At 49.3% G+C, this 13,015-nt stretch carries 14 protein-coding genes; all 14 read left to right on the top strand.

What is annotated here, in order from left to right; genetic code table 11:
* Positions 1 to 7 precede the first annotated feature (7 nt).
* Positions 8 to 931, top strand: coding sequence for a histone deacetylase family protein (locus Q334_RS0108310; RefSeq protein WP_027312804.1), 924 nt, complete (start codon positions 8 to 10; stop codon positions 929 to 931).
* 133 nt (positions 932 to 1,064) lie between these two features.
* On the top strand, positions 1,065 to 1,811 hold the full coding sequence (gene flgF, locus Q334_RS0108305; protein ID WP_439897758.1) for a flagellar basal-body rod protein FlgF: 747 nt from the start codon (positions 1,065 to 1,067) through the stop codon (positions 1,809 to 1,811).
* A gap of 11 nt (positions 1,812 to 1,822) precedes the next feature.
* Positions 1,823 to 2,608 (top strand): flagellar basal-body rod protein FlgG, encoded by a 786-nt coding sequence (flgG, locus tag Q334_RS0108300; RefSeq protein WP_027312802.1) that lies wholly within the window; start codon positions 1,823 to 1,825, stop codon positions 2,606 to 2,608.
* A 14-nt stretch (positions 2,609 to 2,622) separates the two neighbouring features.
* Positions 2,623 to 3,294, top strand: a complete 672-nt coding sequence (flgH, locus tag Q334_RS0108295; protein WP_027312801.1) for a flagellar basal body L-ring protein FlgH — start codon at positions 2,623 to 2,625, stop codon at positions 3,292 to 3,294.
* 18 nt (positions 3,295 to 3,312) lie between these two features.
* Positions 3,313 to 4,419 (top strand): flagellar basal body P-ring protein FlgI, encoded by a 1,107-nt coding sequence (locus Q334_RS0108290; protein WP_035461146.1) that lies wholly within the window; start codon positions 3,313 to 3,315, stop codon positions 4,417 to 4,419.
* A gap of 12 nt (positions 4,420 to 4,431) precedes the next feature.
* Positions 4,432 to 5,427 carry a flagellar assembly peptidoglycan hydrolase FlgJ gene (gene flgJ, locus Q334_RS0108285; RefSeq protein ID WP_027312799.1) on the top strand — a complete coding sequence of 332 codons (996 nt, stop codon included), beginning with the start codon at positions 4,432 to 4,434 and terminating at the stop codon, positions 5,425 to 5,427.
* Between the two features lie 37 nt (positions 5,428 to 5,464).
* Positions 5,465 to 7,096, top strand: coding sequence for a flagellar hook-associated protein FlgK (gene flgK, locus Q334_RS0108280; protein WP_027312798.1), 1,632 nt, complete (start codon positions 5,465 to 5,467; stop codon positions 7,094 to 7,096).
* Positions 7,097 to 7,103: 7 nt separating this feature from the next.
* On the top strand, positions 7,104 to 8,042 hold the full coding sequence (gene flgL / locus Q334_RS0108275; protein ID WP_027312797.1) for a flagellar hook-associated protein FlgL: 939 nt from the start codon (positions 7,104 to 7,106) through the stop codon (positions 8,040 to 8,042).
* 158 nt (positions 8,043 to 8,200) lie between these two features.
* Positions 8,201 to 9,028: a flagellin N-terminal helical domain-containing protein gene (locus Q334_RS0108270; RefSeq protein WP_027312796.1), complete on the top strand. Its 828-nt coding sequence runs from the start codon at positions 8,201 to 8,203 to the stop codon at positions 9,026 to 9,028.
* Positions 9,029 to 9,457: 429 nt separating this feature from the next.
* Positions 9,458 to 10,282: a flagellin domain-containing protein gene (locus Q334_RS0108265; protein WP_027312795.1), complete on the top strand. Its 825-nt coding sequence runs from the start codon at positions 9,458 to 9,460 to the stop codon at positions 10,280 to 10,282.
* Positions 10,283 to 10,350: 68 nt separating this feature from the next.
* A complete protein-coding gene (locus Q334_RS18495) occupies positions 10,351 to 10,737 on the top strand; it encodes a flagellar protein FlaG (RefSeq protein ID WP_051527635.1) in 387 nt (128 codons plus the stop codon).
* A 17-nt stretch (positions 10,738 to 10,754) separates the two neighbouring features.
* Positions 10,755 to 12,215: a flagellar filament capping protein FliD gene (gene fliD / locus Q334_RS0108255; RefSeq protein WP_027312794.1), complete on the top strand. Its 1,461-nt coding sequence runs from the start codon at positions 10,755 to 10,757 to the stop codon at positions 12,213 to 12,215.
* Positions 12,216 to 12,256: 41 nt separating this feature from the next.
* Positions 12,257 to 12,709 (top strand): flagellar export chaperone FliS, encoded by a 453-nt coding sequence (gene fliS / locus Q334_RS0108250; protein WP_211249519.1) that lies wholly within the window; start codon positions 12,257 to 12,259, stop codon positions 12,707 to 12,709.
* 1 nt (position 12,710) lies between these two features.
* Positions 12,711 to 13,010: a hypothetical protein gene (locus tag Q334_RS0108245; protein ID WP_027312792.1), complete on the top strand. Its 300-nt coding sequence runs from the start codon at positions 12,711 to 12,713 to the stop codon at positions 13,008 to 13,010.
* Positions 13,011 to 13,015 lie beyond the last annotated feature (5 nt).

The following is a 13,015-nucleotide window of genomic DNA, read 5'->3' as shown; positions in this document are numbered from 1 at the left end:
AAGCAACATGTTAACTGCCTTTATTTCTCACCAGGATTGTGAGCAGCACAATATGGGGCCGGAGCATCCGGAAAGTCCGCTGCGGCTGGTAGCAATTAAACGCCAGTTAGAGCGTTCAGGATTGGCTCAACAGCTTGATCATCATAGCGCGGTACCGGCGCTAGCAGAGCAAATTTTATTGGCTCACAGTCGCTATCATATGGAAAAGCTGGCATTTCAGTTGCCTGAGCAGGGTATTGTGTGGACGGATGATGATACGGCACTTTGCCCTCACTCCTTAAGAGCAGCGAGTTTAGCGGTGGGCAGTGTGATTTTGGCCACTAATCGAGTACTCAATAGCAAAGCGAACAATGCGTTCTGTGCGGTACGTCCACCTGGTCACCATGCTGAGCATGAGTTACCGATGGGTTTTTGCTTGTACAACAATGTTGCCATTGGGGCGTTACATGCATTGCAACAGCCAGGCATTGAGCGTGTCGCCATCTTTGATTTCGACGTCCATCATGGCAATGGCACGGTGGATATTTTTAAAGATCGGCCAGAGGTCATGGTGTGCTCGACCTTTCAACATCCGTTTTATCCTGATCGATACTCTTACCTGGAGCGGCCCAACATCATTAATTGTCCGTTGCCAGCCTTTAGTGATGGTTATGCATTTCGCAAAGTGGTGGAGCAGCGCTGCTTACCCGCACTGCAAGCTCACAAGCCAGATATTATTTTCATTTCTGCAGGGTTTGATGCGCATGCAGAAGACCCAATGGCGGATTTGCGTTTACATGAGGACGACTACCGTTGGGTGACACAATTATTGCTGAGTGTAGCTAACCAGTATGCAAACGGCCGTTTAGTATCGGTGTTAGAAGGGGGGTATAACCCAGATGCATTGGCACGCTCCGTTGAAGCGCATTTGCAGGTATTAGCAGGTTTCTAAGTATTGATCCTAGGTTGTCGCAAGGGTAGGTAATGTTGCGAGAATGGTGTTGTAGTAAAGAGTCGGGCGTTGGCCCGATTTTTTTTGGCCTGTTTTTTGCTGGGTAACAGAGAGATGTATTGGAGGGTTACCCATGTCGATGGATAGAGCACTGTTTCTGGCAATGTCTGGCGCCAAGCAAAATATGTGGGGCCAAGCGATTCATGCCAACAACCTGGCCAATGTCAGTACGACAGGGTTTCGTCGCGACTTTGAGCAAGCCCGCTCTATGCAAGTGTTTGGCGAAAGCTTTCCGAGCCGGGTCTATAACATGACAGAAAATCCTGCCACGGATTTTACCCCTGGTACTCTTAAGGTGACGGGCAGTCCAATGGATGTGGCGATTGGCGGGGATGGCTTTATTGCTGTACAGCGAGAAGATGGCTCCGAAGCTTATACCCGGGTAGGGTCGCTAACTGTTGATCCTTTAGGGCAATTGCGGACCGGCAAAGGTTTGCCGGTGATCGGCGAAGGTGGGCCGATTGTTTTGCCGCCTTTCTCCCAGATTGAGATTGGTGGGGATGGCACCATCACGATTGTGGCCGAAGGTGATCAGCCTGCCAACGTGGCTGAGATTGATCGTATCAAGTTGGTTAATCCTGAGATTCGAGACTTGATAAAGGGCGAGGACGGCCTGTTTTCTCTGGAAAATGGTCAGCCTGCGTTAGCGGATGCTCAGGTACAGCTGCGTTCGGGCTATCTGGAGAGCAGTAACGTTAATCCGGTGGAGGAGTTTACCGCCATTATGTCCCTCAGCCGCCAGTACGAAATGAATGTGAAGATGATGAAAACCGTAGAAGAAAATGCGGCAGCAGAAAATCGTCTGTTACAAATTGGTTAAGGAGATAGGATATGTTGGCGTCCCTTTGGATTAGTAAAACTGGCCTGAGTGCGCAGGATACCGCTCTCTCAACCATCTCCAACAACTTGGCAAATATCAGTACTACAGGTTTTAAAAAGGATCGCCCTGAGTTTGAGGATTTGTTGTATCAAATCAAACGTCAGCCTGGCGGTTTGTCTACTCAAAATACCCGTTTACCTTCTGGCTTACAGATAGGTACAGGGGTACGAGTGTTGGCTACGCAGAAAATTTTCTCTCAAGGTGACTCCATTAACACGGGTAATACCTTTGACATGATGATTCAGGGGGAAGGTTTTTTTCGAGTGCAGTTACCGGATGGAACCCTGGGTTATACCCGTAAGGGGGCCTTTGAGCTGAATGATGCTGGCGACTTAGTGACTCCTGAGGGGTATCTGTTAGACCCGCAAATTAACGTTCAGGGAGCAACTCAGGTATCAATCGATGCCAATGGTAATGTCGAGGCGATATTGAATGAAGACTCAGCCAATCCTCAAATTGTTGGCACGATTCAGTTATCCCGTTTTGTGAATCCTGCTGGTTTGCAGGCTGTGGGGGGAACGCTGTTTAAGGAAACGGCTGCAAGCGGCGCGCCTGCGGAAGGACAGCCTGGGTTGGATGGTATGGGGCGCACTATTCAAGGGATGTTGGAAGCCTCTAACGTTAGCGCGGTGGAAGAGCTGGTCAATATGATTACCACTCAGCGTGCATATGAAATGAACTCCAAGGTGATCTCTACCGCCGATCAGATGCTTGGTTTCGTGACCCAGCAGCTATAAGTGAGGGCTAGTCTATGAGAGCGCCGGTTTGGATAGTGTTGGCAACCATGCTGCTGAGTGCTTGTGCGAGTAAAACACCACGGCCGGATGACCCTCAATTTGCGCCGGTTTCGCCGCAACAGATGTATCCGCCTAAAGAGAGTAATGGCTCTATCTTCCAAGATGGTTATGAAATGTCGCTGTATGGTGACCGTCGAGCCCATCGTGTCGGTGACATTCTGGTGGTGGTGCTAGAAGAAACAACCAACTCGCAAAAGAGTGCAACGGCGGCAGATTCAAAAACCACCAGTGTGTCGGTGCAAAATCCGACCATCCTTGGGGTGCCTTTAAGTGTTAATGGGCGCGGAATTGATACCAGTATCGGTGGTACCAATACATTCTCAGGTTCTGGCAGTGCTAAACAGAGTAATAAACTTAGCGGTACCATTGCTGTAACGGTGTCAGAAGTCTTGCCTAATGGTGTGTTGCGTGTGCGCGGGGAAAAGTGGATTAACCTTACTCAGGGGGAGGAGTTTGTCCGCTTAACTGGCTTGGTTCGTCCGCAGGATGTGAATCCTGATAATGAAGTGAGCTCTACCCGAGTGGCAGATGCGCGCATTGCTTACAGTGGTACTGGGCAGGCACAGGATTCTGTTGCTCAGGGGTGGCTGACTAAATTCTTCTTTAGTGCGTTATGGCCTTTCTAGATGATGAAGGAGGGCAGTATGTTGATCCGCTTCTTGTTGCTTACGGTGCTGTGGGGCTTAAGCCAGTTGAGTTTGGCTGATAACAGTCAGCGCCTGAAGGATATTGCTAGTGTGGCAGGTGTGCGTACTAACCAGCTGGTGGGTTATGGCCTAGTGGTGGGATTGGACGGTACCGGTGATAAGTCCAGTGCTCGTTATACAACACAAACCTTTAAAAATATGTTGGAGCAGTTTGGTATTGCCTTGCCTGCGGGTACCAGTCCTCAGTCGAAGAATATTGCTGCAGTGGCGGTGCATGCCGAGTTACCGCCTTTCTCTAAGCCAGGGCAGACGATTGATATTACGGTATCTTCCCTTGGTGATGCGAAGAGTTTGCGTGGTGGTACCTTGTTGCTCACGCCGCTGAAAGGTGCGGACGGACAAATTTATGCGATGGCACAGGGGAACTTGGTGGTGGGGGGCTTCGGTGCGGAAGGAGCGGACGGTTCTCGGGTCAGTGTCAATGTGCTGAACGTTGGGCGTATTCCCTCAGGGGCGACAGTTGAGCGGATTGTGCCAAGTGGTTTTGCCAATGGAGATACCTTGGTATTCAATTTGCATAGACCTGATTTTACTACCGCTAAACGCGTCACTGAACAGATTAATGACTTGCTTGGTAGTGGTGTGGCTGAAGCAATGGATGCTACCTCGATCCGGGTGCGGGCACCGCGGGATTCCTCTCAGCGCGTGTCTTATCTGTCTGTGTTGGAGAACCTTGAAGTGCGTTTGGCTGCAGAGCGGGCCAAAGTCATTATCAACTCCCGCACCGGCACCATCGTGATCGGAGAGAATGTACGGGTAGCACCGGTGGCTGTCACCCATGGGGCGCTCACGGTGACGATTACTGAGGCGCCGCAAGCCAATCAACCTGAACCCTTGTCAGCGGGAGAAACGATTATCACCCCGCGCAGTGGAGTAGAGGTGGATGCAGGCTCAGGGCATATGTTCGAGTTTACCCCTGGCGCCTCGCTGCGTGATATCGTCAATGCGGTGAATAGTGTGGGGGCCGCCCCTGGTGACTTGATGGCGATACTAGAAGCATTGAAACAAGCTGGCGCCTTACAGGCCGAGCTAGTGGTTATTTAAAGGAGGCAGAGGATGATTGGTCAGGCGACAATGCAGTCCCAGGTTTATACCGACCTGAATCGTCTGCAATCTCTGAAAAATGCCGCTAAAGACAACTCACCTGAAGCAGTACGTGATGTTGCTCGCCAATTCGAATCCTTGTTCATCAACCAGTTGCTACGTTCTATGCGAGAGTCTAACGCAGCGCTGAATGAAGACAGTCTGTTCAACTCAAATGAAACCAAGATGTATCAGGACATGCTCGATCAACAAATGGGGATCGAGATTGCTCAGTCTGGTGGGTTGGGTTTAGCCGATGTGTTGGTACGCCAGTTGCTGCCGCAGCAGAGTACTGAAACGGCAATGGGCGTAGAGGATTATCAGGCTCGTAGCGGCAATTTGTTGCCGACTGCCTGGCCAAGTGTTGCCCCGACACCCTCTGCTGAGTTGCAACAAGATGCAATAGCCTGGGAGGCTGTGTTGCAGCGTTTGGAGCGCCAAGGTGCCATTCCAAGCGTGGCAGAGAGCAGCCAGAAGAGTCAGTTTAGTGATGCAGAGGACTTTATTCGCTCGCTTTACCCAAGTGCTAAGCAGGTAGCGGATCGCCTTGGAGTAGATGAGCGTTTCCTGCTGGCGCAGGCGGCATTAGAGACCGGTTGGGGTAAGCACCTGATCAAAGATGATAATGGCCGTAACAGCTATAACCTGTTTGGGATTAAAGCGGATCCTAGTTGGGATGGCGCTAAAGCAGCAACCACTACGCTGGAGTATCGAGGAGGTGTGCCTGTAAAAGAGCGGGCTTACTTCCGTTCCTACAACTCCTACACCGAAAGCTTTAGTGACTATATAAGCTTTTTACAGCAAAACGGCCGTTATTCGAAGGCATTAAGCCAAACTGCAGATGGAGCGGGTTTTGTTAAAGCACTGCAGCAGGCGGGATATGCAACTGATCCACGCTATGCCAGCAAAATCATCCAAATCGCCGAAGGGGAGCGCATGCAACAGGCTCTCGCCTCACTCAAGCTTTGAGGCTATTGGTCGATAACCCCAGGCGGGAGGACTCTATATGGCTAACTTATTAAATATCGGGCAGCAGGGGATTCGTGCAAGTCAGACGTCGCTGACAACGGTGAGTAAAAATATCACCAATATGAATTCAGTGGGGTATAGCCGGCAATCCACCGTGCATTATTCCGATGCCAATGTAGGTGTCTCCCAGAGTTTGACGACTCGAGTAGTGGACCAGTATGCCATCCATAATTTGCAACAGCAGGCAGGCATCTACCAAAGTAGTGCGACCCGGCTGCAGCATGCCAGTGTGCTGGATAAGTTGGTGGCGGAGACATCAAATAGTATCTCCACGGGGTTAGGTAATTTTTTTGCATCCTTGAATGATGCAGTCAATAACCCGACTGATATCACCTCCCGCCGCTTGGTATTGACTCAGGCTAGCCAGTTAGTTGATCGCTTTAATCGTATGAATGGCTTGATGCAGGATCAGCATCAGGCTATCAACGATCAGCTGACGGGATATGTGTCTGATATTAATCGTCTTTCTTCCTCGATTGCTGATCTGAATAAGCAAATCAACTCAGCGGTGTCTCTAAATAAGGATTCGCTGGAGTTACAGGACAAGCGTGATGAGCTAGTACGTGAGCTGTCTGAGTTTGTGGGGGTGTATACAGCTCCTGCGGGGCAAGGAATGGTCAATGTTTACCTTAAGGGTGGCCAGTCGCTGGTGATGAGTGACTCCTCTATGAAAATGGGCGTGACCCAGGGGGAGTACGATAAAGCGCAGTTTGATGTCACCCTCGAGCCAAGTAAGGCATCGATTTCTTCTATCATTCAGGATGGCAAGCTAGGGGGAACCCTGGCCTATCGTCGTGATGCCTTGAATCCCACCATGAATGAGCTTGGCCAGTTAGCCGCTGTTTTTACTGACAGTTTTAACCGCCAGCAAAATCAGGGGCGAGACTTAAATAATGCTGTAGGTGCAGATCTGTTTACTCCCGCATTGAACGGTAGTTACACCGTGAGCTCGCGGGTATTGGCTAGCGCCAATAACACTGGGTCGGGTGCGGCTACTCTGAACTTTCCAGCCAGTTGGTCACATGGCAATTTAACCGCAAGTGATTACGAGGTGCGTTATAACGCCGGTAGTTATAGTGTCACTCGGTTATCAGATAACCAACAAGTTGCAACAGGGGCCGGACCTAACTTTAGTGTGGATGGGTTTGATCTTGCTTTTACTGGCTCTCCTGCCAATGGCGATAGTTTTTTGGTGCGGCCAACCTATAACATGGCAGGTGAAGTCGGTGTGACAACGCTTGCACCGGCAGGTTTAGCCTTTGCTGGCTCAAGTGCCACGGCGACCCAGCAGAATGACAATACCAATGGTTTAGCGCTGATCGCTTTACAAAACACCCCGACCTTAGCGGGTGGCACTCTGACTTATCAGTCCGCGTACTCGCAAACCATTGGTCGCGTTGGGGGGTATGCCAGTCAGGCTCGCATTGATGAGCAGTCCGATAAAGTGCTGCTAACTAATGCACAAAATTACCGGGATTCTGTTTCAGGGGTCAACCTGGATGAAGAGGCGGCTAACTTGATGCGTTATCGAGAGGCCTATCAAGCTGCGGCGCAGATTATTACGACGTCACAGCGTGTTTTTGAAAGCTTATTAAATGCGGTGAGGTAATTTAAAAATGCGTATTTCATCACTGCAAATTTTTAGACAGGGTACGGATTCGTTACTGAATAACCAACAGGCGTTAATTCGTAGCGAACAGCAGGCGATAAGTGGTAAACGAGTGCTGTCGCCGGCAGACGACCCTGCTGCGGCAGCTCAAATAGAGCGAGTTAATGTTAAGATTCGTCAAAGCGAGCAATATGGTCGCAATAATACTGAGCTGGTGAATTCTCTGGCTCAAGAAGAAGCTCAATTGCAAAGTATTGAAAATGCGCTATTGCGTTCTCGCACATTATTGATTCAAGCAAGTAATGGCAGTCTGAATCAGGTAGATCGGCAAGCTGTCGCTAAAGAGTTAAATGAGCGTTTGAATGAGGTGCTTGACCATGCCAATGGAAAAGATATAAACGGTAATTATATTTTTTCTGGTTATGCGGTGAAGCAGCAGCCTTTTACTACGGTGGCGGGAACTTTTAATACCTATTCGTATCAAGGGGATGCTGGGCAAACACAAGTGCAGCTTTCTCCCTCCGTTTCTATGGCGAAAAATGACTCTGGGGCGGCAGTTTTTCAGTTTGCTGAAGTGGATGCTAGTGGGGTCGTGACGGGGGCAACTACTAATCCGATGAATGTGCTCAGTGAGGCGGTTGCGGCACTCAATGGTGTGTCAGGCGTGAATTTAGATATTGATAAGTACATACAAAACTTGGATGTTGCTTACAACCAAGTGCTTGAAGTGAGGGCTGGGCTTGGGGCGCGTATGAATGTGGCAGAGGATGTGAAAAATGCACAGCTTGACTCCACTTTGGCTGATAAGAGTCAGCTAAAAGACTTACAAGAAGTGGATTACTATGAGGCCATTAGTGACCTCAAGTTGCGCTCTTATGGCTTGCAGGTCGCTCAGTCCAGCTATGCACAGATTCAGCAGCTCTCGTTATTCAACTATATCCGTTAAAATATGGTGTATACAGAACCCCGGCATGCCGGGGTTCTTTTTTTTGTAGAAAAAATGCAGAAAAAAACTAAAGGAATGCTCTTGCTAGTCGATATATAGGTTACACAAGATGCAGATACATGCATCAGCTCAAAAAGAAAGTAATAGGAGAGATGAGCATGACTTTATTCGTAAATACCAACGTGTCCTCTTTAAATGCACAGCGCCAGTTGATGAATTCTGGTACTGCTTTGAGTACTGCATTTGAACGTCTTTCTTCTGGTTTTCGGATCAATAGCGCTAAGGATGACGCGGCTGGTCTGCAAATCAGCAACCGTATGACCTCTCAGATTCAGGGTTTGAACCAAGCTGTACGAAATGCCAATGATGGTATTTCCGTGGCTCAGGTGGCGGAAGGAGCCTTGCAAGAGACGACTAATGCTCTGCAACGTATTCGTCAGCTGGCTATTCAGTCACAAAACGGTATTAACTCCAGTGCCGATCGCGCCGCCCTGCAAAAAGAGGTGACCGCGTTGAAAGCTGAAATCAGCCGTATTGCTTCTACTTCGCAGTTTGGTGGTACGAATATCTTGACGGGTGGCTACTCTGCAAAATTTCTGGTAGGGGCTAATGCTGGTCAATCTATCGCGGTCAATATCTCTCGTGCTGGGGGGTATGGGGCATCGGGATTAAGCATCGGGACTTTGTCAATTTCAACCGCAGCTTTAGCGTCTGCTGCCATCGCCAGTTTGGATGCGGCCATTACTGTTGTGGACTCTAAGCGAGCTGACTTGGGTGCACTGCAGAATCGCTTTCAATCAACTATTCGAAACTTGACTAACATTGCTGAAAACGTATCTGGCGCACGCTCACGTATTCGTGACACTGATTTTGCTACTGAAACTGCAGAGTTGACGCGGAACCAGATTTTGCAGCAGGCTAGCTCCACTATTCTGGCTCAGGCGAACCAACGTCCTCAGGTGGCACTGTCGCTGCTGGGGGGTTAATAGAAAGAAATAACCCACTGGTGACAGGCTTAGGAGGCTAAGGCAAGAGAGGCATCCTGCCGACCAGTGGGGAAAGAGCTCAATCTCTCCAAATTTGAGCGAATTGGCCAGGTTATTTACCTGGCCTTTTTTTTGAGGCAAAAAAGCTAAGCATTTTTTATGCCACTCCAGGTTGGCACATTTGAAGGGGGGGTATGGGCTAGGCCTTGGAGGGTTATCTGGAGTGTGACGGTATTGAGAGGCAAGGTTTGACCGCTAAGTGAAAAAAGTTGCCGTGAGCGGCTAAAGCTTGCTCAGGTGGGGCCGATATAACGATCAGGTAAGAGTAAAAGCTTCGGAGCTCTAGAGGCAGAGCGCTGAGCAATAAGCCACTTCGGTGGTCGTTAAAAGGCAGGGTGGCCTAGTGTCACTCGACTTAGGAGGTCAATTATGACTTTATTCGTTAATACCAACGTCTCGTCACTGAACGCTCAGCGTCAGTTGATGAACTCTGGGGTGCAACTGGGGACTTCCTTCGAGCGCTTGTCATCCGGTTTCCGGATTAACAGCGCCAAGGATGACGCAGCCGGTTTGCAGATTAGTAACCGCATGACTTCTCAAATCCAGGGTTTGAGCCAAGCAATCCGTAATGCCAATGATGGTATCTCTGTAGCTCAGGTTGCAGAGGGTGCATTGCAGGAAACCACTAATGCTCTGCAGCGTATCCGTCAGTTGGCGGTACAGTCTCAGAACGGTATCAACTCCAGTGCAGACCGTGCAGCGCTGCAGAAAGAAGTAACAGCGCTGAAGGCTGAGATGAGCCGTATCGCTACTACTACCCAGTTTGGTGGTACTAACATCCTGAGTGGGGGTTACTCTGCGAAGTTCCTGGTAGGGGCTAATGCTGGGCAATCTATCGCGGTCAATATTTCCCGTTCCGGTGGCTTTGGTGCTTCTGGTTTGGGAGTGGGGTCAGTGTCTATCTCTACTGCTGCATTGGCATCTGCTGCTATTGCAACCATTGACGCGGCTATTACTGCCGTTGATGGTAAGCGTGCAGACCTGGGTGCGCTGCAGAACCGTTTCCAGTCCACTATTCGAAACTTGAGCAACATTGCTGAGAACGTATCAGGTGCCCGTTCGCGGATCCGTGATACCGATTTTGCGACTGAGACAGCGGAGCTGACTCGTAATCAGATTATCCAGCAGGCAAGTACATCCATCCTGAGTCAAGCTAACCAGCGTCCTCAGGTGGCTCTGTCACTGTTGGGTTAATCTCCCAAGCACAATAGGGTCAGCCCTAGGTCTGACCCTATTGCCTTCCTGGGTGGAGGAGAACTGGTATGGAAATTGAAAGTAAAATGAGCTTAGGGCAGGCTAACCTGTTTCGCTCGGGCGGCGCTGAGGCAAGCCAGTCTAATCAGGCTTTGCAAAAAGAGGCCGCTGACCCTAAGAAGATGCAAGATAAGGCCGAGCCTGCTGAGGATTCGCAGACTTTAAAGGTGGCGGTTGATGATATTAACCGGATCGTAGAGGCTCAGAATCGTCAGTTACGTTTCAATATGGATGAGTCAAGCGGCAAGCCGGTGATTACAGTGCTGGACTCAGAAACCGATAAAGTGATTCGTGAAATCCCTTCTGAAGAAGTGCGCCGTTTAGCGAGCCGCGTCAGAGAGCTGCAGCAAGAGCTGGGGCAGGCAACAGGATTGATACTGAATAAACGAGTGTAAAACGGAAGGAGGCAACCATGTCAGGATTAACCGCTTTGGGGGTGGGGTCTGGTCTACCACTTGAGGACTTAGTCAAACAGCTGGTTGCATCTGAACGCGATCCTAAGGTTAAACGGCTGGATTCGCAGAAATCCACTATTGAAGTCTCGCTCTCTGGGATTGGTAAAATCCGCTCTGCTTTGAGTAAGTTTCAGTCCTCTCTTGATACGCTGAAAAGTGCTAACAACCTTTTGACGCGTAAGGCTACAGTTACGCACCCTGATAATCTTAAGCCTTTTGATGTGACGACCACGTCTTCAGCTACCACGGGTAGCTACAGCATCGAAGTAAAGGCTTTGGCAAAGGGTACCCGTGCCGAAACCGCTAATGGTAGCTTCGCTAATTCAGACTCTGTAGTTTCGAGTACGGCCGGGCAACTGACGTTTAGTGCGGATGGCAAGAGCTTTAACGTTAATGTTGCGGCGGGTATGACTCTCAGTCAGTTGCGTGAGGCGATTAACACTGCATCAGATAATATTGGTGTGTCCGCTAACATTATTAACACTGGTGATGCAGCTGTTGGTTCAAAGCTGGTGATCACCTCTTCCATTACAGGGGATCCTGCTACTAAGCAACTCAGCATCACTAATAATAATGCTGAGTTGGATAAGGTATCGACTGTTGCGACCGGCGGTGGAACCACATTGTCTGTAACGAGTTCGCAGCGGGCGCATGTGACCATCGACAATGTGGATGCCTACGCTGATACCAACAAAATGGAAAATGTGATCCAGAATACTACCCTGAATCTAAAAGAGCTGACCAACACTAAGGCGGCAACGCTGGACATCGCGGTAGATAAAGATACGGTTAAGGGGCACATTGAAGCTTTTGTCAAAAATTATAATGAGTTGGTCACTACTATTAATGATCTCACCAAGCCAGGTACTCTCTCCACAGATGGCAAAAGTTTGACAGGTGGTGGTGCGTTGAATGGTAACTCGATGGTGAGAGGCTTAATGGGCCAACTCAACAGTCAGCTAGCTGGTACCGTGAGTGGTGCTGACGCGAGCCTAAATAGCTTGTTTGCCCTGGGGATTTCCATGACCGCTGATGGCAAGATGGAAATATCCAGTACTAACTCTTATGGTGGTAAGACAGGTAGTGCGCGTTTAGAGGATGCTTTGACTGGATCCTTTGATAAGATTTCGCAGCTGTTTTCGGGTGATAATGGCTTGGCTGCTCAGTTAGAGTCTAAAGTGAAGTCCTATACTGAAGCGGGCGGAATTCTAGCCTCCCAGGAAAAAGTGTTTAATAGCCGTTTGACGCTTGTGAACACAGAGCGAGCGAATCTTGATAAGTATATGGAGAGTTACGAAAAAACTCTGCGTGAGCGCTATGCTGCGTTGGATAAGGTATTAGCGCAAATGAACTCGACTTCTTCTTATCTCAGTAGCCAGCTGGCCAGCTTGCCTGGATTCAGTACCCAGCGTAATTAAGTTGTGACATACGTTTAGCAGCACAAGTGGAACCACATACCATGATGATGAAAAAGGGGATACAGGCATATAAAGCTGTAGGGCTCAAGAATGAGCTGCCCGAAGCCGACCCTCATCGCGTCATTCAAATGCTCTACAGCGGTTTGTTGGATAAGTTGGCCTATGCTAAGGGCTGTATTGAACGTCGTGACTTTGTGGGTAAGTCCGAGCATATCTCCAAGGCTATCGGTATTCTGACCTCCCTACAAACATCACTTGATATGAAAGCTGGTGGAGAAATTTCGGCTAATTTGTTTGAGTTGTATGCCTTCATGGTCGATCGTCTATCAGAGGCGACGGTTAAGAACGATACCGCGATGATTGATGAAGTGGCTCGCACACTGATTCCTATCAAAGAAGCTTGGGATCAAATTCCAGAAGAGGCTAAAGCAGAGGGTTATCGCCAACGCCAACAGCTAGGGGAGTTGGATCTTGAGCCTCGAGCAGGCGAGTGACATGGAGCAGGAACAAGTCAACCAATTGGCGGCATTACGTCAGCAAATTGCGGTTCAAATTGATAATCATGCCGAAGCTGATTTTGCTGTGTTGGCGGAACTGTTAATACAGCGAGACACGTTGCTTCGGCATTTTTGTGCTAAAGAAGCAGATAAACTGCAGTATCAGCAGCTTCTCCTTGAGGAGCTGGCATTAACCGAACAATGGCATACTATACTGCATAGCTATAGTTCGGAGTTGTCTAATAGCCTGCTACAACTTGCTCGTAACCAGCGCGCACTCCAAGCCTATCGCACCTGAGACAT

This window comes from Balneatrix alpica DSM 16621 (assembly GCF_000619885.1).
Lineage (GTDB): Bacteria > Pseudomonadota > Gammaproteobacteria > Pseudomonadales > Balneatricaceae > Balneatrix > Balneatrix alpica.
The sequence above is the reverse complement of the archived record's forward strand: the minus strand, read 5'-3'. Positions and strand labels throughout refer to the sequence as shown.